The following is a 24,190-nucleotide window of genomic DNA, read 5'->3' as shown; positions in this document are numbered from 1 at the left end:
TGCATGTAGCCGCTGTCATTGTAATGCTGGCGGCAAAGCTCCTGGAGATAGTGGTTGTAGACCACCGTGCCCCAGGGCGCCGAGCTGCTCATGGTGACCACGGCGAAGGCCGGGCGCTTCCAGGGATCGAGCAGATCGCTGTCAATACGGCGCTGGTACTGCTTCAGCGCATTGAACGTCAGGATATCCATCCTCAAACCTCCGTGATGGCGGCGATCTGGCCGTCGGGCGTATAGGTGAAGCTGTAGGCGCGGGTGTAGGTGATGCCGCCGAGGGTCAGCTTCTCGGCATAGCCCGCCATGGTGCCGTCATCGTTGTAGGTGATGCCGTTGATCAGACGCGGCCCCTGGCGGATCGAAACCGCCCTTCCGGCAACGTCGTAGACGATGTCGCCCGCGACGATGCCCCCCGTAAACAGGGCGGCGTTGGCGGCACTGACCGAATACCCGGCATTGGTTCCGAGGTAATTGGCGAGATTGACCTGGAACTCGGCCATCTGATTGTTGATGCGGGTTTCGATCCCGTTGGAGAAGGTCTCGATCTTGGCAAGGGCGGCGTTGAGACCGGCGATCACCGTGCCGTTGATGAAGCTGGTGGCCGTGCCCAGCCAGAGCGTGTTGATGTGATCCTTCAGCGCCTGGGCAATGGCATTGAGCCGGGCCGGGATTTCGCGGGCCTTGGAATTGCTGAAGATGCCGACATTGTCGGAGAACGCCACGAAGGGAGCAGCGTTGGGGATCGGGGGGATGGTCAGGGGCATGGGATCAGGTCTCCGCGTAGAAGGTTTCGAGGACGCAATCGCCGAAGGATTCCAGGCTGCGCTCGCCGACCATCACGGCCCCGGTGACATCCATGTTCCGTTCGTCGCGATTGAGCAGCATCCACCGCTCCTCCCCGCCATGGGGGATGTCGCCCAGCCGGGAGGCCCGGGTGAGCATGAGGATGTCCTCGCCACTGAGGCCGGGGGCGTAGAGTCCGGCGGCTTTGGCGGCCACCTTGCGCAGCAGGGCGTCGTAGGAATCGGTGTCCTGGACGGTCTCGATCAGCTCGATGGCCTTCACCATCAGCGCGAAATCGTCCATCCGCAGGTTGGGATCGTCGAGCTTGGCCGAGATGGTGGCGAAGGCGTTGTCCTGGGCGGATTTGAGCGTCAGGTAATGGGCAAGGGTGGTCATGGGCCTTCCCTTCAAAACAACTCGATGCCGAGCGTCCGGTAGTCCGAGCCTCTGCGGGCGGAAACGATCAGGGTTTGCAGATCAAGCCCGGTTGCCTCGGCGACAATGGTTGCCGCCGCTTCGGCGGCGACGGCGAATCTCTCGGCCTGTCCGGCCCAGAAAGCGCCATCGGTTTCGGCCTGGGCCGCCGCCGAGGCCGAACCGGCCGAAGCGATTTCCGATGCATGGGCCTGGACCGCCGACGCGGTGGCGCTGGCCTCGGCGGCCACGGCCAAAGCCGAGGCTGCCGCTGCCCGCTGCTCGGACAAATCCGCCGCTTCCGCATTCGACCGGGTGGCGACTTCGCTGGTATTGGCCGCGATGGCGGAGGCGTTGGCTGCAGATGCCGAAACTCCGGCATTGATTGCCGCCTGCGTGGCGACGGCTTTCGCCGCCACCGTGGCTGTCCGGGCCTGTTCCGCCTGGGCGGCGGCGTTTTCCGAGGCTTGTCTGGAAGCCTGTGCCGCGACCGCGCTGGTATTGGCCGCAGCGGCATTGCCGGATGCGGATGAAGCGCTCGCGGCGGCATGCGTTTCCGACAGGCTGGCGGCCTGGGCATTTGCCGCGATGGCCGCCTCGCTCGTCTCCGCCGCATCGGCACCTTGAACGGCAAGCACCGCGCTGGCCGCCGCCGCCGCAACCTTCTGGTCCAGGGTTTCCAGACCGGATTGAAGCCGGGTGTCGATATCGGCGATGGCCTTGGCCACCGTCTTGACCGGCCCACCCTCGGTGACGACCTGGGACTCGGTCCCGCCGGCAGGGCCATGCACCACCTTGTGCAGCAGGGTACTGTCCGCGGTCACCTTGGCGACGGCAGCAGCGAGATCTGTTTGCAGGGTCATGAACGATCACCAGCGAATGCTGACGGGCAAGCCGACATGCAGGGTGGAATGGAGGGTCTGGATATTGGCGAAGAGAACGACCACGTCCTCGGCCAGCAGGATGTCCAACGCCCCCGCGTCGAGCATGGGGCGCTCACGAACTTCCAACACCGAGGTGACGATCCAAGCGCCGCCCCGGCTGGGCACCGCCTTGTAGGGGGTGTTGCCCTGGCCGACGAAACGGGCTTCGTGGGCGGCGATGCCGATCCCGCCCAGCAGGGAGATGGCGAACCAATCGCCGCCATCGGCCAGCTTCAGGCGAAACCATGCCTCGAAGGTGGCGAAGTCCACTGCCGACATGCGCCACCGCACCGGGATACGGGTGGGCGTTTGCGTGAACCGCCGCCGCTGCCGGGCTGGGCCGGATTCCATGTCGGTGCGGGTAACGGCGGATTCCGGTTCCAGGGCATAGCCGTCATAGGTCGGTAGCGGCAGTCGAGCGGGCCAAGAGACGAGTGTGGTCATGGGATGGCCATTTCCTTGTCCGACGCCGATAGCCTTGCACGCCTCGACGGCAATGGCATATTATGCCATGAACATGCTTTATGGAGCGCCGCCATGCCGACCCGGAACGTCGTCCTGACCGATCATCAGTCGGAGCTCATCGAGCGGCTGGTGACCTCAGGTCGCTATCAAAACGCCAGCGAAGTGCTGCGCGAGGGACTGCGCCTGATCGAGGTTCGCGACATGGAGGACCAAGCCCGTCTTGAAACACTTCGAGCGGCAATCCAAGTCGGGATCGACGATATCGAGGCTGGTCGTTACACCGTCCTCCGAGGTGAGCGTGAGCTGAAGAGCCACCTTAAGCGTCTGGCGGATGCGGCTATCGCAGGACTTCCTGCTGAATGACGATCACTTGGGACGTGTACCTTTCGACTGCGGCTGAATCGGATTTCAGCGGCATCATCCGCTGGACCGCGGAGAATTTTGGTGCGGGTCAGGCGGCGATCTACGCGGAGATGATCGCTTCTGCGATGGCGACGCTAGCTGACGGCCCCGATGTTCTTGGTGCTAAACTTCGAAACGATCTCGGCGCGGGGATAGGCGTTCTTCATGTCGGGCGCTCCGGACACAAAGGCCGTCATATAATGGCGTTCCGTGTTGGCCCGTCCAAGACGATCGAAATCATCCGGATTCTGCACGACAGTATGGATTTACCCCGACACCTTGAGATGCCTCACTGAGCCTTACCGATATGTCCCTGCCGCCGGGTTCAGCCCATAGCGATGCTCCAGCATCGGGGCCATGCCCTCGCCGCGACCGATGCGGCGGCTCATGCGGCCCTCGATCTCCTCAACGATGATGTCGAGATGGATGCGGCCATCCGCCCCCTGAGATTGCTCCGCGCGGGCCTGGGTGCCCGACGCATGATTGTTGACCGTGACCACCACGCCCACCGCCATCGGCTGCGACAAGGCGGCATTCAGGATGCGGTCGGCATTGTCCATCTGCCGGGGCGTGAAGACCCCCTCGCCGACGCGAGCGACGATGGGGCGTTCGCCAGCCACCAGACCGCCGCCGTGGAATTTCGGCGCATTGGTGAAGACCGAGGAGCTGAAGGAACGAGTGTCGAGCCGGTCGAGACCGATCAGGCCGCCGGAATGGGCGATGGCGAAATTACCGGTATCGGGCACCGGCGCCGCGCCGCCGGAGCTGGCGCCGCCGGAAGCGGTCCCGGAAAAGAAACTACCGATGCCAGCGATCATGCCGCCGAAGACGCCGCCGCCAGCCCCGCCAAACAGCGGAGCCACCACCGACATGCGCCAGGCGGCGCGTAGGGCCTCCTCGGCCAAGCTGTTGAACAGATCCTGCCCGGCCAGCTTGCCGGTCATGGCCCATTTGACGAAGGCATCCTCGCTGGCCCGCAAGGCCCCCGACATGGCGCGTTCGGCAGAGGCGGCAGCGTTGCTGGCTTCGTCAGCATAGGCCCGCACTGCCCGGATGGCTCCGTCCTGCCAGTCGCGGCTGGCGGCCAGCTTGTCCTGCTCCAATTCCCGATAGCGGCGGGTATAGGCTTCCTCCGACAAGGTCCCGCTGGCCCGCTGTTCGTTGAGCTTGGCCAGTTCCTCGGCAAACCGCTGGGTGGCGTCATAGGCCAGAGTGGTCTGGCGAGCCTCGTCCTTGACCGCTTCGGCGTATTGGCGCGAGCGGGCCGCCCGGTACTCATCGAGTTTGGGATCGTCCTCGGCCAGCTTGTGGCCGCGGGCGAATTTGGCCACGTCATTGTCGATGGTGACGTCGCGAACTTTGGTGCGATCACTACTGCGCACCGCCTCCGCCAGCCGTACCTGGGCGTCGATCTCGCGTTCCAGATCGGCGACGGCACGGGCCGCTTCGCTGTTGGCGCGTGATTTCTGCACCTGGGCGTAGGAGGCTGCCAGTTCGCCATTGGCATCGGCCAACCCCTTGGAGGCCTGTTCGGCCAGCCAATTGGTCCGCTCCGCAAGGATGGTGTCGGCCACCGATCCCTTGGCGGAATCGGCGAGGCGATCATTGGCGGCGACTTCCTGCTCCAGCGAGCGGATCAGGCCGTTCTTTTGCTCCAGCAGCTTGGCGGCATCGATCCGGCGCAGCGCCCGGTCGTATTCGGCCACCGCCGCGCCGTTGTTCTTGAAGGCGAATTCCAGCACCTTGGCGGCTCGCGCCGCGTCGATCTGGGCCTGCCCGCCGGTGCGGACGGCTTCGGCCAGACGCTCCTGGCCACGGGCCTGGAGGTTCAGCCCCAGCACCTCGGCCTGGGCCTGGGCGGACATCTCTCCCGCCCCCTTGGCTTCGGCCTCGCGGGCCAGCAGATCCTTGATCTCCTGTTCTTTTGGCTTGGTGCGATAGACGCCACTTTGCTGGAACAACTCCTTCTCGATCTGGCGAAAACCCTTGGCGGCCTCGTACTGGGCCTTGGTGCGGGAGAATTCCGAGTTGCCGGCGGCGCGGGCCGTATTGAGCTTCTCCTGCCATTCCACCTCGAATTTGAGGTCGGTCAGCTTTTCCAGATAGCTGGGCTCGCGCTGCTCGGCCCGGACCCGGTCGCGCTCCATCTTGGCATGGGCTTCCATGCCCGCCCGCTTGCGGGTGATCTCGTCGAGATCGGCGGCGACGTCCTGGCGCTCGGCCAGCAGGCGGCGCAGTTCCTCGTTTTCCTCCCTGACCGCCTGGACCACCACACTGTGGGTTCCTGCAGGCAGCGGCTTGTCGAGGGCCTGCTCGCCTCCCAGGGCGGCGATGCGCCGGTCCAGATCGGCCAGCCGCGACTTGACCGTGGATTCCCCCGGCGTCAGCGATTCCAGCGTCGCCGCCCCGGCATTGGCGCCACCCGACAGAACCTTGCGCAGCCAGGGAGCGTTGGTGAATCCCTGCCAGGCGTTGGCCATGCGGGTGAAGGACCGCTCGGCGGTATCGGCGCTTTCCTTGGCGGCTTCGTCGAAGCCCCGCAGCGCCTTGATCAGGGTGTCGCGGAAGAAATCCGCCGTGACCTTGCCCTGGGTGACCATCTGGCGGAACCCGCCCGAGGGCAGAGCGGCGGCCCGGTCGAGAGCCTGGAGCAGGCCCGGCATGGGCTCGACGATCTGGTTGAGTTCCTCGGCCCGCAGTGTCCCCGACGACAGCCCCTGGGCCAAACCGAACAGCGATTGCTCCAACTGTTCGGACGAGGCGCCCAGGGCGATGGCGGTGGACTGAAACCCCTCCAGCAGGGCACGGGATTCACCGGTGGTGATGATCCCGGCCTTCTGCAAAGCCGCCAACCGGGAATAGGCCCCGACCACCGTTTCCAGCGCCGTGCCGGTCTTCTGGGCCTGGGCGTAGAGATAACTGGTGGTTTCGGTGAGCGCCGCCGCGCCGACCAGCCCCTTCAGCCGGGCCTCCAGGCTTTCCACCTTGATGGTGGACTCCACCATTGCCTTACCGAAGAAGCCGATGGCTGCACCCGCCGCCAGCCCGGCCGGACCCAGCGCCATCAAGACCGAGCCGATGGGACCGAGGCGCGAGGCGAACCCCGCCATGCCGCCCTGGATATCCTGGCTGGCGGCATTCATGGCCAGCAACGACTTCGACGCCGGTTGTGCCGCCGTCTCGATCCGCAGCAGGGCCTTCTGCCCATCCTCGCCCAATTGCAGCAGGGCACGGCGCACGGTTTCGCCATCCTGCAAGGACAGGCGGATGGAGACGGATTTGGTGGCCATGGAGATCTCGCTGACGCGAATGGGCTTCCGCCCATGCCCGACCGAAGGCGCAGCCTTCGGACATCCAGTGTTCTGGTGGGTCCGGGAGGTCCACGACCTCCCGGCGGGAGCGCGAGGCGCGCAGCCTCGCTATTGCTCCGCAACCAGCTTGGCCGCCCCAGCCACCATGCCCCGCTCAGCGAAGGGCAGCAGTCGCGCCAGCAAAGGCTGGTCATAGCCCAGCGCCTGGGCCTGGATCAGCAGGGCCGGAAGGTCGAGGCCAGTGATGCCGCCACGCGGGCCAATACGAATGGCGCCGATGGCCCCGGTCAGCAATTCCCAGGCTTGCCAGCCGGTTTCGGTCAGGGGGGCGTTGCGGTCATAGGGGCAGTCGCAGTCTCCGCCACAGCCCCGGCAGTAGTCAGGCCCGCCGCCGAAGTGCCATTCGGCGCGGGCCTGGAGACGTTTCCCTCGGCGATGACCGCTTCATGGGTTTCGGTGTATTGGACGACGAAGGACTCGGCCATGCGGGGAAGCTGCATCAGTTCGGCGATGGCGGAATCGGTGCTCTCGGCGGGCTGATCATCGGCATCCAACACGCCCTCCCATTTGGTGATGGCGGAGCGGGCCAGACCTTGGGCAAACAGCATCTGCGACAGCCCGGCCAGGGCGTCCTCGTCGGACAGATCGGGCAAGCCGGTGATGTCGGCCCCGGCGGCTTTCAGATCGGCATGTTCGGCAGCGATGGCACGGGCCATGCGCCAGCCTCGGGCGCGGGCGGCCTCGTACACCGCCGTGGTCAGGGGACGGACGAACACCCGGACGTCATGGGGCAGATCAATCCAGTAGGGTTCCTTGGGGATGGTCAGGCGGATCATGATCAATACCCCGCCACGTCGTTGACCAGGGTGACCCGCAGCAGATACCCCGCCACCGGATCGCGGGCCGCCCGCCAGTCGTAGCTGGCCTGGATGCCGCCGGGGCCTTTGATCTCCTGCTTCTTTTTCGGCAGGAAGACGCGGGGCAGATGGAAGGTCAGGGCAAAGGCCGAACCGGGGATGGTGAAGCCGTATTCCATCGCCACCGGGCTCTCGGCGGCGATGGCGGCGGTCAGCGTGGTGTCGGTGCCGAAGCGGATATCCACCGAGCCTTCGGCGGTGGCCTCGGTCTCATCCACGCCGTCGATCAGCCCGTCGGCGCGGATGGTCTCCACCCGCTCCAGATTGTTGGAAAACGATAGCTTGCCGCCCACCACGTTGGCCAGCTGGCCACCGCCGACCCGAATGGTGCCGCTGCCCTGGCTGAACCGCTTCAGGGCGAAGCTGGTCGGGTTGGCATCGATGGTGGCAGCGGCCTCGGTCTCGCCCTGGGCGATCACCCCGATGCTGGCATTGGCGGCGCCGGAGCGGGCCATGTCGAAGGACAGCTTGTCCAGCTTGGCCCCGCCATGGCGGAAGAACTTCGGTGCTGCCAGTTGGGCATGGCCGATCTCGATGGCGAGGCTGGGCAGGGTGCCGCCCGAGGTGAAGACATGATCGAAGGTACCGTCACCGTTGTCGGTGGTGGCGGGGGTGCCAAACAGACCCTTCAGCCAGAAGCCGAGCGCCCGCACATCCAGCGGCACGCCGATATCGCCCTCGTCCTTGATCGCCTCATAGAACGGGTCCTGGGCGTCACGGCCCTGACCCAGCAGCGGGTCGTAGCCCAGCGGGCGCTCGGCCCCCAGGCTGGATTCCTTGAACGACAGCCGTCCATAGCCGTCGGCCGGAAGCACGCCGTAGCTCGCCTCGAAAGCAGCCAGCAGCGCGCAATCGGCGCCGTAAGCGCGCGTCTTACCCATGATTGGAGTCCTTGATAGATTGGAAATCAGCCCAGCGGATCTGGGCTGGCGTAATGGATGGTGACCGGCACCATGGCGCCGCGCAGGGCGGCAGCACCGTCGATGGCGAGGCCGGAAGTCTTGGGTGCGCCCCAAACCAGCCATTCCGCCAGACCACCGAGAGAACGGTCGGCGGCCAGGGCGACGCCCACCGCCATCAGCAGGTTGTCCAATGCCGCACTGTCGTCGTCCTGGCCGCGCTGGAGGATGATTTCGATCTCGGTCTGGTGTTCCCAAAGGTAGATGACCGGCGACAGCACCACATCCGGGTCGCCGGGATCGCCGTCGCGCAGGATGATCAGACCACCCGCCGGGACCGTTTCGGGCAGCGGAGCTTCCCGTTTGACCGTGGCGCCGTTCACTGTTTCCAATCGCGCCAGCAGGGCGGCGAGAATCTGTTCACGGATGGAGGGCATCACGATCTCCAATTCCTGACGATCAGCTCCGGCAGCGCCGAAGCCCACCGCTCGGCGACGCCATCCACGTCGAGGCGCTTCTTCAAGCTCACCTGCGGCACCAGGATGAACATCACCACACTGGTTATCCCGCGCCCGGAGCGGAGCGCCGAGGCGCTGCCCTTGGCGAAGCCGCCCCGTTTTCCCGTCCGTGCCCGCATGTTTTCCGCCACCAGCAACGAGGGAGCACCGCGGCGATAGATGAATCGCAGGTGGCTCCCGTGCATCTGTTCCCACAGGCCGGGCGTCATGCGCTTGCCTCGGGGACCTTTGCCCGCCGCATCGGTGGGGATCGCCAACCAGAAGCCATGCTTGGATTTGATCACCGCGCCCTGGTCGAAGGCGCGGATGATGGTGGGAGCCCTGGTGAAGACGAAGCCAGCTGCCTTGATGCTGTTGCGCCCCTTGGGATAAAGCTCGGCCCGCCAGGTGTTGGCGAGGCGCTGGCCCATGCCAGCCTCGGTGACCTGGCGGCGAAGATCGGCCTTCAATCCGTCGGCGGCTTGGCGCATGGCGGCGGTGACGGCGTCTTCCGCGTCCTTGACCTCCTCGGCCATGATCTTGCGCAGATCACCGGAAATCGCTGCCGCCAGTTTCATGCCGGTCTCACGTCGATTGTCCAAACCAGCCGTTCGGCATCCAGACGGGGTTCGCCCTGGACGACGAAGCTGTCGCCATCGTGGACGATCACATCCCCCGCCTGGGGTGCCGGAACCTCCCGCCGCCGGATCTCGAACACCGCCGTGCTGGTCTGCACGGTGATGTCCGAAAACTCGATATCGCGGTCGGGCCGCCGTACCAGGGCGCGGATGGACCGGCCCTGGTAGCTGACGGTGACCGCCATGTTCGGATCGGCGAACAGGTCGTCGAGGGCGTCGATGAAGGCGGTCATGCTCAGTTGCCCGAGAACAACCGCACCGCCAGACGCGGGCGCTTGTTGACCGGCAGGATGGACGCCTCGGTCTTGACGTCGATGGCGCTGCCATCCTGGCGGGCAAGCTGCCGGGCATACATGGGCACGCCGAGGGTGTTGACCGTCTCGATCAAATTGGCCGGGGCGCCATAGGTGACGAAGGTGTCCATGGTGCCCAACGGGAAGGCGATGCCTTCGCCCGCCGGGATCAAGGTTTCCGTCGCACCGGTGGAAAGGGTGACGGTGGCGCTGTATTCCTCGAACACCATGCCGGCGAAGGGGAAGCGGCGGCGGACGTCTTCCCGGAGCGGCTGGGCGCCGGTGGAGGAATAGTATTGGTATGCCTGCTCGACCTTGGCATGGCCGATCAGCTTGTCGAAGAACTCCGGGGACACCAGGGCCAGCACGCTGGTCATGGTCTCCCCCTTCAACTCGACCTCCACCTTGCGCAGGACATCGCGGATCTTGCTCTGGACGTTGGTGGTGGCGGTGCCGAGGGTGAAATCCACCTGCTGGCGGGTCAGGGCGAATTCGCTGAAGTAATCGTAGAGGGTGGACCCGGAGCCATCGCGGATGATGCCGCGGAGCGCATTGACCTCCATGAACTCGCGGGTCTGGGCATGTTTCGAGCGCATGCGGGTCAGCTTGCGCTCCATCACCGTGGCCAACGGATCGGCGGCGTCGGCGACACCGAAGCCGCGCACGCCCTGGACATCCTGGGGCGTGATGGAATCGTCATGGGGAATCCACGGCACCGTGAACGAGCGCATGCTCCGGGCATCGCGGTTGGCGACGGTGGCCGGGCCGCCCAGCGGTACGGTGGGCAGCAGATTGAGAACACCCTCGGCCTGCTCGATGATGACGCTGCGCTGGGTGACGCCCTCGAAACGGAACAGTCCCATCTGGCCCAACCGAGTATAGAGGTTGGGCAGGATGTTGATGGCCTGGGTCATTTCGGCGAGCGAGTAGCCGCCCACGTCGAAGGGATTGATAATCTGGGTCATGGGAAAGGCTCCGATCAGACGGTGTGGCGGGCAACCAGACCCACGGTGGCAAGCTGGGTAGTCTTGGCCGTGCGTTCGGCGGGCTGGTCGACCGAGGCGTCGAACACCAGGGCGGCATCGGCCAGGATGACCGGGCCGCGGGCGGCGATCAGGCCGGTGGCCACGCCGTCGGTGGCATCCACCGATTCGATCAGCACGGCACTGGCGTTCTCCGCTCCGTCGTCGCCGGCCACCAGTGCGGCGGGTGACAGGCGGTATTCACCGCTGGCGGTGATGCGGCCCAGCACGGAACCCAGGGGATAACTGGTCCCCGCCTTCAGGGTGACGGTTTCGCGAGTGTAGCTGGCGTTCAGTTCAAACTTCAGCAGATCGCCCAGGGTGGGCGCCATGGTCAGCACGGACATGGGTGATCTCCGTTATTTGCGGGCGGCGGCCTCGCGGGCGCGCCGGACGATGGGGCTTTCGGTTTCAGTTTTCGGGACCGCACCCGCCGGAGCGGCGGCCACCACGTCAGTGGCTTCGGAGCGCTCAGCCAGTTGCTCCAGCACGGTGCGACGCAGCGCCTCGGGGCGGATGCCCTTGGCCATGGCCTCAGCGGGATCGATGGTCACGCCCAGGCGGGCTGCCTGGGCGGCGATGGCGCTGATTTCGGAATATTCGGCGCGCAGACGCTGTTCCACCTGGGCGGTTACTGCGCCGGGCACCGGAACAATGGCTCCCGAATTGGGGCGCTCGGTTTCGATGACGGGGATGTCCCCCGTTTGCTCGGACATGGTGGTCTCCTTGGGTTTGGACAGGACGGGGGAACGGATAGACGGGCGCGCCAGGGTGGCACCGAGATCAGCCAGTGCGATACGCATGGTGCCGACCTTGTCGGCCAGCCCAGCGGTCACCGCCTGATCGCCGCGATAGACCTGAGCCTCGGTGGCGCGCACGACGTCGGGAGACAGGCAGCGACGCTCGGCCACCAGGGTGGTGAATTTCCCGTACAGGGCATCGACATCGGCCTGGAGCATGGCGCGGGCAGAGTCAGACAGCGGCTGATGCGGGTTGCCATCGACCTTGGCGGCACCGGCATGGACGAAGCTCCACGCCAGCCCAGCCTGAGCATCGGCTCCGGATTCGTCGCGGTGGACGGCGACCACGCCGATGGAGCCGACCTCGCCGGTCTGGGTGACGTAGAGGCGGTCGGCGGTGCAGGCGATGGCATAGGCCGCCGACAACGCCGCCTCGTCGGCCACCGCCCAGATGGGCTTGCCGCACTGGCTGCGGATGGCCTGGATGTGGTCGACCAGATCGAACAGGCCGCCCACCTCGCCGCCGGAGGAATCCACGTCCAGCAGAATGGCGCGAACGCCGGGATCGGTGGCCGCCGCTTCGATGGTATCGGCGATGTCGGAATAGGCGGTGAGGCCGCTGGCGGCACCGAGATAGCCGGAGCGCGCCACCAGGGTGCCGATTACCGGGATAATGGCGATACCGTCGGACGTCACCGCCACATCGGCGGACGGAGCCGTATCGCCGTCGAAGGAGATGGACTGCCCAGCCAGCCGGGGGCCGAGAGCACCCAGGATCACATCCAGCTTACTGCGGGCGACCAGCAGCGGCGTCCCATACAGGCGAGCCGCGAGATGCGGGAGGTCCGTCATGACCGCTCCCCCGCCATCCGGTCGCGGACACGGTCGGCGATGCGGGCTACATCGACGGTGATTTCGATCTCGCCGCTGCGGCAGGTGACAATATCCCGCCCTGCTGTGCCGTCAGCCGAGGAGCCGACCATATTCACCGCCCGCCGGAGATCGATTCCGATGGAGCGCAGATCGGAAACGACGGCGAGATGCACCATGTCCCTCAGCGTGAAGTCACGAGCAACGCCATTTCGAGTGCTGTGGATGGGCACGAAATGCCGGCGGCAAATCATCTGGTGGAGGTTCGCTCGTGAAATCCCCGTCACCTCACTGACGGTGTCGATGCTGAAGACGCGTTCGCTCATGTCCATCCTCTTGCTGATGGGGCTGGTGTCATGGGTGGGGGCTGCCGGCGGCGTGGCCCCAAACGACAACCCCAGCCGCTGTTCGCGGGCCTTATCGGCGGCGATCTCGGCATCCACCTGCTCGGCGTCGTAGCCGCGTTCGGCCAGGGCTTGGCTGCGGCTTTTCAGCCCCGCGCCGATCTGCTCGATCTCGGCCTTTGCGTCCTTCAGCGGATCGACCCAGTCCCATTTGGGCGGCAGCCAGGAGCAGGCGATGAAGCTGGCGCGGTTGCGTTCATAGCCGGGGATGTCGAGCGCCCCGGACAGCACCGCCACATCCAGCCAGCGCTGCCACACTTTCCTGCACATCTGGTGGACCATCACCGAGTGCTGCCAGGCCTCGACCCGGCGGCGGAATTCCAGCAGCGCCATGCGCGAGTTGGAGTAGTTGGCCTTCAACATGTCGTTGGACAGGTAGGCGTAAGGGATGCCGGTGGCGGCCGAGATCTGCAGCAGCGTCCGATACTCGAACGGCTCATAGGAACCGCCGACATCGGCTGGGGCCGATGTCTGGATTTGCTCTCCCGGCTCCAAGGGCACCACCTGGCCGGGCTGGACCTCGACAATGCGATCGCCGGAACCGTCATCGGCGGGCACCATGTCGATCACGTCGGCCGGGGCCGGCGAGATGACGAACATCGCGTACATCGCCGCGATCTTCTTGCGCTCAAGTTCTGCGTCATCGTACTGGTCGAGCAGGAACAGCTTGACGATGGCCGGGGCCAGCCGGGACACGCCCCGAAGCTGGCCGGATTCCACCGGGTCGATGACATGGATGATTTCGGCGGCGGGCACCCGCACCATTTCGCCGACCATGCCGGGGTCGGTGAGATCGCCGGGATGGCGGCGCAGGAACCAATACGCAGCCCGCCGACCGATGCGGTCGAACTCGATGCCCTGGCGGATGACGTTGCCGTTGGGAAGAACCTCGGTTCGGGTCAGCGGCAGCATCTCGGAGGGCAGCATCTGAAGCTGTAACGGCACCGTCAGGCCATCCTCGGGGCGACGCGGGCGCAGGCGGAAGAACACCTCGCCAGCGATAAACACCTCGCGGGCGGCCCGACGCTGCTGGCCGTAGAAATCGGTCAGATCCTCGGCATCGGATTCGTCGGTCCAGGCCAGCCAGAGCTGCTGCACCAGGGCTTTCAAATCCTTGTCGGCGATCAGGGACGACGGCTTGATGCCGGTGCCGACGGCGTTTCCGGTCCAGCTTTCGGCGGCATTGAGGGCATAGCCGTTGTTGCGCACCAGATAGCGGGCTCGCGCCGTGATGTCGGAGCCAGCGGCGGAGATCAAGGTGTTGACATGGGCGCGGCTGGGCTGGAAACCCTTGAGCCGCCGACTGCCCTGGGCGGCCTCGAAGCCGCCGATCAGGGCGCCGATCCTCCTGCGCAGTCCCAACAACATGGTTACAATCCCTTGGTGGCAACGGCGAGGATGCGCCGACGGGGCTTCTTGCCCTCCAGCATGGCGATACGGCGGTCGAGATCGGCCAGAACATGGTTGGCCTGGGTCAGGTCGTATTGGACGGTGCGGTCGCCGACGGTGACGCGAGCCACCAGTGAGTTACGCCGCGCCAGCACCTTTTCCCGCTCGGCCTTCATTTCGTCGAGAGTCATGATCAGTGCATCCCGCTGAACTTGATGATCCGCCGGGGGCGACGGACGGTGCGGCGGATCTGACCCGCCTGGGCTTCTTCGGGTTGAACCGTCTCGGACGGGCCAATCTGGGCTTCCAGATCCCGCCATTTGGCCTCCGACCAGCGGTCGGCACCGACGATCCAGACGGCGGCGCGGGCATAGACCCGGCAATCCAGCGCCTCGTTGCGCTCGCGCAGCTTCTGCCATTCCAGCTTGGTGAAGCCGCGCCGGTTTTTGACCGTCACCAGCTGCTCGGCGACGAACTGCTTGCACCACTCCGAGTCTGCCCACGATGGCAGATGCACCGTTCCGGCCGGGTAACGGATTCCCTCGGCCAGTTCCTCGTCGGTGGGCCGCTCCAGGCGCAAGTACCGGTAGGTCTCCGACTTGAAGGTGGACACCGCCACCGTCCAGAGGCGGGCACCACGGCGCACCTTCTTGCCGCCCTCGGTAGCGTCCACAAAGGTCGGCCCCGACACCGGGCTGGAGCGGTTGAAGCCCTCGACGCCCTTGATGGGCGAGACTTGGCCGACGCCCATCCTGCGGCCCCAGGTGTAGACCGCCGAGGATTCGTAACCGCTGTCGATGGCGAGGCGGGCGATCTTGAGGGCCGCGCCGCTGGCATGGGTCCAGGTTTGCCCCAGCACCCGCTCCAACGCCGTCCAGGTCTCGGCGTGTTCCGGCCCACCGTCGATGACGACATGGTCGATCAGCCAGCTTTCCAGGTTGCGGCCCCAGGCCCAGACATCGATCTCGACGCGGTCCTTCTGGACGTCGGCCCCGGCGGTGAGAAACAGCCCGCCCGCCGGGACGGTGCCGTTGGCCCAGGTCTCGCGGCGGTCATAGAGCCGCTGCCAGTCGGGGGCCTCGCCGGATTCGGTCCAGGTTTCGCCCAGCACGGTGTTCTTGAACACCCGCAGGGCATCGTCATTGCCCTGGGCCGCTTCCCACAGGCGGACGATGTCGCGCCACGACTGCCAGCCCGGCGGCGAATACAGCGCCGAGATGTGGAAGCCGATGGTACCGGGATCAGTGCCCGTGGCCGTCGCCTGCCAAACGCCTGCCGCCAGCATCGCGCCTTTGTGGTGCTCGGCGATCTCCTGGTCACAGGATTCGCAGTGATAGCGCACCGTCTCGGGGCGGCCCTTGTCCCAGCGCAGCCGCTCGAATTTCAGCCACTGCATGCTCCCGCAATGGGGACACGGCACGAAGAACCGGCGCTGGTCGCTGGCCTCGTATTCCCGCTCGATGCGCGACATGCCCCGGATGGTCGGGGTCGAGGCCAGGAACACTTTTCGGCGATGGGCGAAGGTCAGCGAGCGGGCCTCGGCCAGCCCGACAGGATCACCTTCCTCGTCGGCGGAAGCCGGGTAGGCATCGACCTCGTCGAGAAACAGGTAGCGGGCCGGCATGGAGCGCAGGCCGACAGCGCTGTTGGCCCCGGTCAGCACCAGGGTGCCGCCGGGGAAATCCTTCGACAGCATGGTATTGCCCGCGTCACGCGACCGGGCCGGTTTGACCCGATCGCGGATCGCCGGGCTTTCCTCGATCAGAGGGTCGATGCGCTGGCGCGACGCCCGCTTCGCCATCTCCACCGTGGGCTGGACGCAGAGCATCGGCCCCGGCGCATGGTGGATGACAAAGCCGATGAAGCAGCAACCCGCTTCAGTCGCCCCCACCTGGGCCGCCTTCATGAACACCACCCGCTGTACCGGATTGGAGGGCGACAGCGCATCCATGATATCGCGCATATAGGGCGTGCGGGCCGTCCGATAGCGCCCAGGTTCCGCCGAGGCCCGGCTGGACAGCATGCGGTGGCGGTCGGCCCATTCCGAGACGGTCAGGGCCGGATCTGGACGCAATCCATCGCGCCACGCCTGGAGCAGGACATCCGATCCCCGGAAGGCGAAGGAATCCTCACCCCCACGATCACCGGAACGTCGGCTCGATTTCGGCGAGTTCGGCAAGATGGGCCCTCACATGGGTTTCCAGCAGGGTCTGCATCAAATGCGGTTCGATCCCGACCTCGGCCGCCATCTGCCCGGCAATGCGGGCGGGCCAGGTGACCCAGGAATCCCGCTCCTGGCGGGCCAACTTGAACACCAGGGCGGTGGCCCGCGCCCGATCGACCACCTCTTCCTTGAGGCGATCCACCTGGATGCGGGCTTTCTGGGCCTTGGCGACTTCATGCGCCGTGCGGGCTTGGTTGAAGGTGGCGCCGGATGTGCTGGGCAATGGCGGAACGGTCTCGCGCTGGAGTGATGGCGACGAGGATGGCTTCGGGGTGGGGGATGGCATTGAGGGCGGCGGTGCTGCCGCCCGTCGGGCCGGGTCGGTCTGGGCATCCCAGGCGGCGTCGGCCTTTACCGGGTCGATGGTGCCGTCGGGCTCCTGCGGAACGCGGCCCGTCTGCACCGCCTTGCGCACGGCGGTATGGCTGACGCCACGCCTGCGGGCATATTCGCGAACGGACACCCCCATGATCGAAGCCTTAAAACGAAAGGAAATGATCCGCTATTCCAGTTGATGTGCCGGGCCGACAGAGCGATGGATGGTCCCACGAACAACGGAGACCACCATGCCCAACACCATCCTCCCCACTGCCAATATTGATTGGGGCTTTTTCGGCACCATGGGCGATCACGCCGACCAGACCGAAGCCTGGAATTTGGCGATGCCTGCGATCCAACTCGCCACCGGCTGTCCCGACACGGCGGTGCGCGATTTCCTCGACAGCACCCAGGGTCGTCACTTTGCCGACGACGTCGCCAACGGATTGTTTCGCGGTCTCGGGCTGACGGCGGCAATCGACGCGGCGGTGGCCCGCTGGATGGCCTGGACCATCAGCCGCCTCACGGCGCGGGAAACCGGCATCCCACACGGGCTGCCCTACCTCACCGGCTTCGTTACCCATTTCGAGGTCATGGCCGACGTCGCCTGATCAACGGTTCTCCCTCACCGCCCCGACCGGCTCAGCTGGCGGGGCCCAGGGTGGTACAGACGCGGGATGTCCGCGCCACCAAATCAGAGGGAACCACCATGGCCACGATCCAGCTTTCCGATACCCAGTCCGTCATCCTGTCCGCTGCCTGCGCCCGCGAGGGCGGGCTGGTCCTGCCGATCACCACATCCTTGAAGGGTGGCGCAGTTGATATGGTGCTGACCAGCATGATCAAGAAGGGCTTGATCGAGGCGATACCGGCCGAAGTCGGCATCCCGGTTTGGCGGGAGGCCGAGGATGGAACCCCGCTGACGCTGGTTTCCACGGCCGCCGCCTACACGGCGTTGGGCATTGTCGCCGACACGGGCGCGGACACGGCGCCGGAAGAAGAACCGGCGACTGACATGGCCGACGAGGCAGAATCCCCGCCCACGGACGCCCACGTCGCGAAACCGGCCCGCAAGCCCCGCGAAGGCACCAAGCAAGAGGCACTGATTTCCATGCTGAAGCGGCCCGAAGGCGCCAGCATTGCCGAGATCATGGAGGCGACGGCATGGCAGGCCCACAGCATTCGGGGCTTCATCGCCGGGGCCTTGAAAAAGAAGCTGGGGCTCAACGTCACCAGTGAGAAAATTGAAACGAGGGGCCGGGTGTACCGGATTGCTCAGGATGTGGAAGCCGCAGCCTGACGCTCCACCTCGGTCAACAGCAACATTGCGAGATCGAGGGCGGTGCGATCACCCGCCCTCGATACGTCATTCACCCGATCCTGTGCCCTGGCGACGGCATTGATGCCGTAACGCGCCAGCATCTCGGATGCGGCCTTGGCCACATGCTCGGGGGCAACCGCCATCGGCTACAGCGACTTCTTCAGCGCCGCCGAGGTGCTGAACTTGATCGAGGTCGAGGCGGCAATGTCGATGGTCTTGCCGGTCCGCGGATTGCGACCCTGGCGGGCCGGGCGCTCGGACTTCGAGAAGGAGCCGAAGCCGATGAGGCTGAAGCGGCCCTCGGTCTTGACGCCTTCGACGATGGTGGCCAGCACCGCTTCGACGGCGGCATCAGCCTGGGCGACAGTGCAGCCAGCGGCTTGGCGGATGGCCTTGGACATGGCGGATTTACTCATGATGCTCACCCCTCGGAAATCAAGGCCGGAAGAGTAGATTCAGAGGCGGACGAATCCAAGCCCGCAATTTCATCCTCATAGCAGCCGTTCAAAGACCCGCCTCAGCATGTAGCTTCTGATCAGCGAGACAACCAAAAACACCAGACCGATCCGGAGATCATCGGCCAGGGTGATGTGAATGCCGAAGACCGGGAACACCATCACCTGGGTGGCGACCGCGATGGCGTAGCCGATCAACACGTTGGCTGCGGCCTCGGCCAGTGACATTCGATGGGACTGGCGCAATCGATCACCTTATTGAAATCGCACACTTAATCGACTTGATCTGTCGGCGACATAGAGCGGTACTGGCCCCACCACAACGGAGGCCAAGAGCATGAAAGCCCGAGACCAAGCCCTGACCGAGATCGCCACCCAGATCCTCGACATCGAAACCCTGGACACCCGCAAGAGCGACCGCCTGGACTTCCACGAACTGGCGGTTTGGCAGATCAAGAAGGCCCTGGAAGCGGCCTACGCCGCTGGCCGGGAGGCCAAGTAGCATGGCCCTGACCGTCCGCCCCACCGCCGCCCTGAAGGCCCATCCGCAGTGGTCGCAAAGCGACTTCGAATACTTCCGGGGCAAGGGCTATTCCAACCAGCAGATCCTTGAATTCTGGGAGCGCGACCTGCGCCTCGGCTGCAAGCCGCTGAATTGGAAGCCGACCGACGCCAAGTACCAGCATTCCCTGCGCCGGATCACCCGGCGCTAACCACCTTCCCGGCGGCGATCTCCTCGAAACTCCGGCCATCGCCGTCCAGCACGGCCTTCTGGCCGGTCAGCTTCTGCCAGCGGCCGACGATCACGTCGGCATAGGCCGGGTTCAATTCCATGGCAACGCAGATGCGGCCGGTGGTCTCGGCGGCGATCACCGTAGTGCCGCTGCCCGCGAACGGCTCGTAGACCGCGTCACCCTCGGCGCTGTTGTTGAGGATCGGACGACGCATGCATTCCACCGGTTTCTGGGTGCCGTGGACCGTGGCTTCGTCCTCATCACCGTTATTGCCGATGGCCCAAATGGTGGCCTGATCCCGCGCTCCCTGCCAATGGCCGGTGCCGTTCTTGCGGACGGCGTACCAGCAGGGTTCGTGCTGCCAGTGATAATCGCCGCGGCCCAGCACGAAGCGCGGCTTCGACCAGATAATCTGGGCGCGGAGCTTGAAGCCATTGGCCTCCAGGCTGTCCGCGACAGTCCTAGTGTAAATGGCCGAATGCCAGACATAGGCCACCTCGCCGGGGAAGAGCGCCCAGGCCTCCCGCCAGTCGGCGCGGTCGTCATTGGCCACCTTGCCGGTGCGGGCCGAGGACGACACCCCGGCTTCATTCCGCCAGGTGGGATCGTATTCCACCCCGTAAGGTGGATCTGTGACCATCAGGTGCGGCATGGCCCCGGCCAGCAGACGCTCCACATCGGTAGCACTGGTACTGTCGCCGCACAGCAGACGGTGGCGGCCCAAGATCCACAGATCACCGGGCCGCGTCACCGGATCGGCGGGCGGCTCGGGGATTTCGTCTTCGTCGCCTTCGCCCTGGCCGCCGCCCTCGTCGTCGAGGGGAGCCATCAGGGCATCCAGTTCCTCGGTGGAGAAGCCGATCAGGTCGAGGTCGTAGCCCTCGGCGTTGAGCGCGTGCAGTTCCGCCGCCAGGGTTTCATCATCCCATCCGGCATTCAGGGCCAGCTTGTTGTCAGCCAGGATGTAGGCGCGGCGCTGGGCCTCGGTCAGATGATCGAGAATCACCACCGGCACCGTGTCCAGCCCCAGGGACTCGGCGGCGGCCAGTCGGCCATGCCCGGCGATGACATTGCCCTTGCTGTCGGCCAGCACCGGATTGGTCCAGCCGAACTCGACCATGCTGGCGGCGATCTGGGCCACCTGGCCGTCCGAATGGGTCCGCGCATTACGACCATAGGGGATCAGCCGGTCGATGGGCCAAGGCTCGACAGAGTCTGGAAGCGGATGGGTCATTGTTATTTTCCTGCGGCCTGGATGCGGCTGCCGATCCAGGACATCACCGGAACAGCCATGGAATTCCCCAGGCCCCGATAGCGGGGGCCGTCGGGGCACCTGTCCGCCGGCTTGCCGCGCCAAGGGATGAGGGTGTAATCGTCGGGAAATCCCTGTAGCCGCTCGCATTCGCGGGGCGTCAGTCGGCGCACCGCCATGCCGTGCTGGACCGCCAACTGGCCACCGGCATTGTCACGCCCCAGGGCATTCATCGCCCGCAAGGTCGGGGTGACGCCATCGGCCTCGACCGTCTGGAACCCGGTGCCAGCCTTACAATCGAAGGCGACATAGGTCTGCTGTTTGGTCCCAGGCTCGGCGGCCAGGGCACCGGCAACGTCCAGAGGGCGAACCTCGTCCCGCTGATTCTGGGCGAAGGCCACGTAGCTGCGGCTTGATCCGCCGCTGGCCGCCCGGAGGCTGGCGAGGTTGTCGGCATCAAGCTCGGCCTGCGCCCCGCCGTCCCGGCCGCGCAGATTGAACGCCACCGCATGCTGCTTGCCCGCCTGCAACGTGAACATCGGGTCGCCGTCACTGCCTACACCCATACCGGCGCGAGGGTCGGTGGTGCTGATTCCTGTGCGGGCACCGGCCTCCTGGATCGGGATGGCGATGGATACCGGGACCAGCGGCGTGCCACGTCCGGTGCCATCTTCCGAGGCGTCAAAGCCTTCGCCGCGAAGGGAATGGGCAATCAGCGTGTCGGTGCAGTCGCTATCGACGCCACGGGACAGATCGCGAGCCCGCAAGGTGGTGGCGACGAAGGTCTCGCTCTCGAAATCCATCCGGCCACTGGCGGACGAACAGGCATTCAGCGCGGTGGCCACTTCGATGGGACCGGAGGTGTTGTTGCCGCCGAAGGCTTCGGCGATCAGTCCGCCGTCGATGTCGAAATCGGTGCCGAGCCCGCCACCGCCGCGAGTGCGTGCGCTAATTGTCGGGGCAATGCCTTGCCCCGCTTCTCGGCTCGGCGGATGATCCCGGCGCACGCCTTGGCGCTCAGAAAGTACCGCGACGGGATCGGCCCGGTCTCGAGGACCTGCCACAACGAACACACGGCGGCGGCGTTGGGCCAAGCCGAAATATTGGGCGTCGAGGACGCGCCACGCGACTGTGCGCGTGGGTCCAAACACAACACCAGCGTCCGTCCACTTTCCCCCTGGTGGGAGCAACGGACCATCTTCGCCGGCCAATCCACCCAGAAGACATCCGAAGGCGTTGTCGCGGGTGGACAGGACGCCGGGGACGTTCTCCCAAACAATCCAAGCTGGGTCGATGGCATCGGCGAGTTCCACGAATTTGAGAGCAAGGTTGCCGCGCTCATCGCCCAGCGACTTGCGCAGGCCCGCCACCGAGAACGCCTGACAGGGTGTGCCGCCCACCAGCACGTCGATCTTGCCCCGCCATGCCTGACCGTCGATGGCGGTCATGTCGCCCAGATTGGGAACATGAGGGTAGTGGTGGGCGAGCACGGCGCTGGGGAACGGTTCGATCTCAGCGAAGAATGCCGGACGCCAGCCCAGGGGTTCCCAGGCGACCGTCGCAGCTTCTATCCCACTGCACACGCTGCCATAGACCAGCCCTTCGGCGGCCAAGGCGCGCGATATCACGCCGATGGCCGGGGATACCGGCTCGGGGAGAGCAGACTGCATGGAGGTGGAAACCTGGGCTGGTGGAAACTGGAAACCGGCAGGTGGAAACCCGGTCAGGTTTCCAGGGGTGATTTCCACCCTGGTTTCCAGTCCCCCGGAAATGCGAAAGGCGCGCTGTCCTTGGACAAACGCGCCTTTGGGCTGGAAACTGGAAACCTAAGTGGAAACCCAGATTTTCGGGCTGTCGCTAGCGAAATCGGGCGCTGATGCCCCCCGCATAGCGGAAGATGCCGGGGAGGAACCAATTCTCCACGGTACGGTGTTCTAATCTTTCGCCCGCTTCGGGCGGCGGATCATTTAGTGATCGTTGCCGCCGCCCTTTCCGCGAGCCTGGACTTACATCTACCCCAGACTGGCCATCACTGTCGCGCCCTGCGATGTATCGATACACTTTTCGCTTTCCTCCGCCGCCTTGGTGCGGGCGATCAGATCTACCTTGGAAATGTGACGAGGGATGCGCTTGCCGTTCAGCTTCCAGGCCATGACGCACAGCGCGAACAGCCAGTGCCGGTGAGCGGTCGCCCGCGTCATGCCGACCTGCCAGCAGATCACTTTCCATGGCGCGTTGGTGGCCCGCAGCCAGATGATCTTGGCGTCGGTGGGATCGAGGTGGCGCAACCAGGGCAAGGATTCGTCCATGCGGGTGATGGCGGCGGCGGAGGGTGGCGGACGGCGTAGCTTCACCTCGGTGGATTCCAAGCATTCCTGCACATAGGGCGGCCAAATGCTGGCATGCCCCTGAACTCTGGTTTCAGGCAGGCGGCGCAGAGTGTCGGCGGCTTCGGCAAGGCGGTCTTCGACCAGGGAGGGCGTCCAGTTGATTTCAGTCATGGGAGGTCTCCTCGGTGGGACGGGCACCGTAGAGCTTGGCGCCCAACTGGCGGATCAGTTCACGCTCGGGCCAGGTAAGACGCTGATCGTCTTCGGCAATGACCAGGACGCCACGCTCTTGCCAGCCTTCCCGCTTGACCTGCTCAGGATCGCGGCGGGTGCCACCGAAGCCGGGAGGGTGCCAGTTCATCGCACACCTCCTTCGGTGTCGATGGCCCAGGACAGGATGGCCAGGGCGTCGGCCTCGTTGTCGTCTTCGGGATTGAAGCCACGGGATCGCATGGCGGCGATCACCGCGTCCTTGCCGGCATTGCTCTTGCCGGTGGCGTGGCGTTTGATGGTGCCGACCGGAACGCCCTGATAGGGAATGTGCTTGAGCTCGCACCAGGCGGCGAGATGGGCGACGAAGCCGCCATAGAGGTGGGCGGCGTCGGTGCCGGCGTGGCGGCGTACTTCTTCGAAATAGACCGTGCCGATGCCCTTGGCACCGGCTTCGAGGTGATCGAGCCAGGATCGGAAGCGCAGGAATCTCATTCCACCCCCCTCGAATCGGCCGGGGCGGAACTCCATGGTGCCGGAGACAATGATACCGTCGGCAAGGCGCATGGCCCAGCCGGTGGTGGAGCCCAGATCAAGGGCAAGAATGGTGGTCATGGTGAAGGCTCACGAATCTGTGGGCCTCCGGCTTTGGTCGATGGGCACTTTATGGAGTGCGGGATTGCGGTTCAAACCGAATTGCCATGTCCTTTTGCGTGTGGCCACCAGTGGCCACCGAGTGGCCACTCGTTCAAGGCAGGTGGCCACTGCTTTTCTTCTTTAAAAACAATAAGTAAGTAAGGTTGTGGCCACTGTGGCCACCTTTTCCGCCGACAATAGCCTCGACACGCGATCCAAAAAAATTTCTGGGGTGGACCGAGGGAATGAAAAAATTTTCTCCATCCCCAGACTCCACCCCGACGAGGTGGCCACAGTGGCCACTGTGGTCACAACCTGCGCAATGCATTGATTTATAATGTGAATTTAGTGGCCACCTGAGGATGGCTGAGTGGCCACTGGACAGTTCCGGTGGCCACCAGTGGTCACGGCGATGGCCCAGAGCCTGGCCGGGTTGGCTCACCGATGGGTTTTTTCATCAGCCACGCAGTTGATTGCGTTGGCGCGAGTGGCCACAGTGGCCACTCCTTGATGGCGGAGTGGCCCATGACCTTTCGGGAATATATTGCGGGCAGGCAGTGCAGGGATAATCCCCAGGGGGATTTCGTCGAGGACGCACGGCGTGATCCGCGCTTCCCCGACGTGCAGTCGTGGCCGGACCTGAAGCTCTATCTGGCGAGGAGAGGTGCCTGTGAGGAGGCTGTCGCGGCGGCACGGATGGTCTGGCAGGGATATCGTGCGGCCCTGCAGCGGCAGGCGGGGGGCTGA

33 protein-coding genes and 1 pseudogene are annotated in these 24,190 nt (G+C 65.3%); 7 read left to right on the top strand and 27 right to left on the bottom strand.

Going from position 1 to position 24,190, the window contains the following annotated elements; translation table 11 throughout:
- The 5 genes and pseudogenes from CCC_RS18945 to CCC_RS18925 all read right to left on the bottom strand — a co-directional run.
- Positions 1 to 191, bottom strand: a pseudogene (locus CCC_RS18945) (hypothetical protein); the annotation flags it as partial.
- Positions 192 to 193: 2 nt separating this feature from the next.
- Positions 194 to 760 (bottom strand): hypothetical protein, encoded by a 567-nt coding sequence (locus CCC_RS18940; RefSeq protein WP_009867522.1) that lies wholly within the window; start codon positions 758 to 760, stop codon positions 194 to 196.
- 4 nt (positions 761 to 764) lie between these two features.
- Positions 765 to 1,175, bottom strand: coding sequence for a hypothetical protein (locus CCC_RS18935; RefSeq protein WP_009867523.1), 411 nt, complete (start codon positions 1,173 to 1,175; stop codon positions 765 to 767).
- Between the two features lie 11 nt (positions 1,176 to 1,186).
- Complete coding sequence (locus tag CCC_RS18930) at positions 1,187 to 2,056, bottom strand: hypothetical protein (RefSeq protein ID WP_041042332.1); 870 nt, start codon at positions 2,054 to 2,056, stop codon at positions 1,187 to 1,189.
- 6 nt (positions 2,057 to 2,062) lie between these two features.
- Positions 2,063 to 2,560: a hypothetical protein gene (locus tag CCC_RS18925; RefSeq protein ID WP_009870790.1), complete on the bottom strand. Its 498-nt coding sequence runs from the start codon at positions 2,558 to 2,560 to the stop codon at positions 2,063 to 2,065.
- Between the two features lie 15 nt (positions 2,561 to 2,575).
- Here CCC_RS18925 and CCC_RS18920 point away from each other — a divergent pair, with 15 nt between their 5' ends.
- Together CCC_RS18920 and CCC_RS18915 are read left to right on the top strand one after the other, a co-directional pair.
- A complete protein-coding gene (locus CCC_RS18920; protein WP_236686413.1) occupies positions 2,576 to 2,944 on the top strand; it encodes a type II toxin-antitoxin system ParD family antitoxin in 369 nt (122 codons plus the stop codon).
- Positions 2,941 to 3,279: a type II toxin-antitoxin system RelE/ParE family toxin gene (locus CCC_RS18915; protein WP_041042330.1), complete on the top strand. Its 339-nt coding sequence runs from the start codon at positions 2,941 to 2,943 to the stop codon at positions 3,277 to 3,279. Before CCC_RS18920 ends, CCC_RS18915 begins: the two co-directional genes overlap by 4 nt.
- A 3-nt stretch (positions 3,280 to 3,282) precedes the next feature.
- Here CCC_RS18915 and CCC_RS18910 read toward each other — a convergent pair whose 3' ends face one another.
- The 14 genes from CCC_RS18910 to CCC_RS18845 all read right to left on the bottom strand — a co-directional run bounded on the left by CCC_RS18910 (position 3,283) and on the right by CCC_RS18845 (position 16,656).
- Positions 3,283 to 6,273, bottom strand: a complete 2,991-nt coding sequence (locus CCC_RS18910) for a tape measure protein (protein ID WP_041042328.1) — start codon at positions 6,271 to 6,273, stop codon at positions 3,283 to 3,285.
- 129 nt (positions 6,274 to 6,402) lie between these two features.
- Positions 6,403 to 6,588: a DUF7697 family protein gene (locus CCC_RS18905; protein ID WP_009870795.1), complete on the bottom strand. Its 186-nt coding sequence runs from the start codon at positions 6,586 to 6,588 to the stop codon at positions 6,403 to 6,405.
- Positions 6,589 to 6,614: 26 nt separating this feature from the next.
- A complete protein-coding gene (locus tag CCC_RS18900) occupies positions 6,615 to 7,130 on the bottom strand; it encodes a hypothetical protein (RefSeq protein WP_041042326.1) in 516 nt (171 codons plus the stop codon).
- 2 nt (positions 7,131 to 7,132) lie between these two features.
- Entirely contained in the window at positions 7,133 to 8,092 is a 960-nt protein-coding gene (locus CCC_RS18895; protein WP_009870797.1) for a phage tail tube protein, read from the bottom strand.
- 26 nt (positions 8,093 to 8,118) lie between these two features.
- Positions 8,119 to 8,547 carry a hypothetical protein gene (locus CCC_RS18890; protein WP_009870798.1) on the bottom strand — a complete coding sequence of 143 codons (429 nt, stop codon included), beginning with the start codon at positions 8,545 to 8,547 and terminating at the stop codon, positions 8,119 to 8,121.
- The gene (locus CCC_RS18885) at positions 8,547 to 9,185 is read right to left on the bottom strand and encodes a DUF6441 family protein (RefSeq protein WP_009870799.1); all 639 of its coding nucleotides are present in this window, start codon (positions 9,183 to 9,185) and stop codon (positions 8,547 to 8,549) included. The genes CCC_RS18890 and CCC_RS18885 overlap by 1 nt, the downstream gene beginning before the upstream one ends.
- Entirely contained in the window at positions 9,182 to 9,478 is a 297-nt protein-coding gene (locus tag CCC_RS18880) for a head-tail joining protein (RefSeq protein ID WP_009870800.1), read from the bottom strand. Before CCC_RS18880 ends, CCC_RS18885 begins: the two co-directional genes overlap by 4 nt.
- Before the next feature lie 2 nt (positions 9,479 to 9,480).
- Positions 9,481 to 10,503, bottom strand: a complete 1,023-nt coding sequence (locus CCC_RS18875) for a major capsid protein (RefSeq protein WP_009870801.1) — start codon at positions 10,501 to 10,503, stop codon at positions 9,481 to 9,483.
- 14 nt (positions 10,504 to 10,517) lie between these two features.
- Positions 10,518 to 10,907, bottom strand: coding sequence for a head decoration protein (locus tag CCC_RS18870; protein WP_009870802.1), 390 nt, complete (start codon positions 10,905 to 10,907; stop codon positions 10,518 to 10,520).
- Between the two features lie 12 nt (positions 10,908 to 10,919).
- Positions 10,920 to 12,152 (bottom strand): S49 family peptidase, encoded by a 1,233-nt coding sequence (locus tag CCC_RS18865; protein ID WP_009870803.1) that lies wholly within the window; start codon positions 12,150 to 12,152, stop codon positions 10,920 to 10,922.
- Positions 12,149 to 13,942: a phage portal protein gene (locus CCC_RS18860; protein ID WP_009870804.1), complete on the bottom strand. Its 1,794-nt coding sequence runs from the start codon at positions 13,940 to 13,942 to the stop codon at positions 12,149 to 12,151. The genes CCC_RS18865 and CCC_RS18860 overlap by 4 nt, the downstream gene beginning before the upstream one ends.
- Before the next feature lie 2 nt (positions 13,943 to 13,944).
- Positions 13,945 to 14,154, bottom strand: a complete 210-nt coding sequence (locus CCC_RS18855) for a phage head-tail joining protein (RefSeq protein ID WP_009870805.1) — start codon at positions 14,152 to 14,154, stop codon at positions 13,945 to 13,947.
- Positions 14,155 to 14,156: 2 nt separating this feature from the next.
- Positions 14,157 to 16,037, bottom strand: coding sequence for a phage terminase large subunit family protein (locus tag CCC_RS18850; RefSeq protein ID WP_009870806.1), 1,881 nt, complete (start codon positions 16,035 to 16,037; stop codon positions 14,157 to 14,159).
- 67 nt (positions 16,038 to 16,104) lie between these two features.
- Positions 16,105 to 16,656 carry a hypothetical protein gene (locus tag CCC_RS18845; RefSeq protein ID WP_009870807.1) on the bottom strand — a complete coding sequence of 184 codons (552 nt, stop codon included), beginning with the start codon at positions 16,654 to 16,656 and terminating at the stop codon, positions 16,105 to 16,107.
- A 97-nt stretch (positions 16,657 to 16,753) separates the two neighbouring features.
- Between CCC_RS18845 and CCC_RS18840 the strand changes: the two genes are divergently transcribed.
- Together CCC_RS18840 and CCC_RS18835 are read left to right on the top strand one after the other, a co-directional pair.
- Positions 16,754 to 17,116: a hypothetical protein gene (locus tag CCC_RS18840; protein ID WP_009870808.1), complete on the top strand. Its 363-nt coding sequence runs from the start codon at positions 16,754 to 16,756 to the stop codon at positions 17,114 to 17,116.
- Between the two features lie 98 nt (positions 17,117 to 17,214).
- The gene (locus CCC_RS18835) at positions 17,215 to 17,805 is read left to right on the top strand and encodes a DUF3489 domain-containing protein (RefSeq protein WP_041042324.1); all 591 of its coding nucleotides are present in this window, start codon (positions 17,215 to 17,217) and stop codon (positions 17,803 to 17,805) included.
- Here CCC_RS18835 and CCC_RS18830 read toward each other — a convergent pair.
- From CCC_RS18830 to CCC_RS18820, 3 genes are all read right to left on the bottom strand, one after another.
- Positions 17,781 to 17,969 (bottom strand): hypothetical protein, encoded by a 189-nt coding sequence (locus tag CCC_RS18830; RefSeq protein ID WP_009870810.1) that lies wholly within the window; start codon positions 17,967 to 17,969, stop codon positions 17,781 to 17,783. The two genes, CCC_RS18835 and CCC_RS18830, sit on opposite strands and share 25 nt — an antisense overlap.
- 3 nt (positions 17,970 to 17,972) lie before the next feature.
- On the bottom strand, positions 17,973 to 18,242 hold the full coding sequence (locus tag CCC_RS18825; protein WP_011382811.1) for an HU family DNA-binding protein: 270 nt from the start codon (positions 18,240 to 18,242) through the stop codon (positions 17,973 to 17,975).
- 75 nt (positions 18,243 to 18,317) lie between these two features.
- On the bottom strand, positions 18,318 to 18,527 hold the full coding sequence (locus CCC_RS18820) for a DUF7220 family protein (protein WP_041042321.1): 210 nt from the start codon (positions 18,525 to 18,527) through the stop codon (positions 18,318 to 18,320).
- A gap of 91 nt (positions 18,528 to 18,618) precedes the next feature.
- Here CCC_RS18820 and CCC_RS22585 point away from each other — a divergent pair, with 91 nt between their 5' ends.
- The gene (locus CCC_RS22585; protein ID WP_009870813.1) at positions 18,619 to 18,783 is read left to right on the top strand and encodes a DUF6900 domain-containing protein; all 165 of its coding nucleotides are present in this window, start codon (positions 18,619 to 18,621) and stop codon (positions 18,781 to 18,783) included.
- Position 18,784: 1 nt separating this feature from the next.
- Positions 18,785 to 18,994 (top strand): hypothetical protein, encoded by a 210-nt coding sequence (locus tag CCC_RS18815; protein WP_009870814.1) that lies wholly within the window; start codon positions 18,785 to 18,787, stop codon positions 18,992 to 18,994.
- Here the strand turns inward: CCC_RS18815 and CCC_RS18810 are convergent.
- The 5 genes from CCC_RS18810 to CCC_RS18790 form a co-directional block, all read right to left on the bottom strand.
- Positions 18,981 to 20,249: a site-specific DNA-methyltransferase gene (locus CCC_RS18810; RefSeq protein WP_009870815.1), complete on the bottom strand. Its 1,269-nt coding sequence runs from the start codon at positions 20,247 to 20,249 to the stop codon at positions 18,981 to 18,983. The genes CCC_RS18815 and CCC_RS18810 overlap by 14 nt on opposite strands.
- A gap of 2 nt (positions 20,250 to 20,251) precedes the next feature.
- Positions 20,252 to 21,937, bottom strand: coding sequence for a DNA cytosine methyltransferase (locus CCC_RS18805; protein ID WP_009870816.1), 1,686 nt, complete (start codon positions 21,935 to 21,937; stop codon positions 20,252 to 20,254).
- Positions 21,938 to 22,279: 342 nt separating this feature from the next.
- On the bottom strand, positions 22,280 to 22,768 hold the full coding sequence (locus CCC_RS18800; protein WP_041042319.1) for a DUF6362 family protein: 489 nt from the start codon (positions 22,766 to 22,768) through the stop codon (positions 22,280 to 22,282).
- Entirely contained in the window at positions 22,761 to 22,958 is a 198-nt protein-coding gene (locus tag CCC_RS18795) for a hypothetical protein (RefSeq protein WP_009870818.1), read from the bottom strand. Before CCC_RS18795 ends, CCC_RS18800 begins: the two co-directional genes overlap by 8 nt.
- The gene (locus tag CCC_RS18790) at positions 22,955 to 23,422 is read right to left on the bottom strand and encodes a crossover junction endodeoxyribonuclease RuvC (RefSeq protein ID WP_009870819.1); all 468 of its coding nucleotides are present in this window, start codon (positions 23,420 to 23,422) and stop codon (positions 22,955 to 22,957) included. The genes CCC_RS18795 and CCC_RS18790 overlap by 4 nt, the downstream gene beginning before the upstream one ends.
- Positions 23,423 to 23,968: 546 nt before the next feature.
- On the opposite strand from CCC_RS18790, the gene CCC_RS18785 reads away from it, so the two are divergent.
- Positions 23,969 to 24,190, top strand: a complete 222-nt coding sequence (locus tag CCC_RS18785; protein ID WP_160295547.1) for a YozE family protein — start codon at positions 23,969 to 23,971, stop codon at positions 24,188 to 24,190.

Source organism: Paramagnetospirillum magnetotacticum MS-1 (genome assembly GCF_000829825.1).
In the GTDB taxonomy this organism is placed as follows: Bacteria; Pseudomonadota; Alphaproteobacteria; order Rhodospirillales; family Magnetospirillaceae; genus Phaeospirillum; species Phaeospirillum magnetotacticum.
This window is presented reverse-complemented; position numbering and strand designations above follow the sequence as displayed.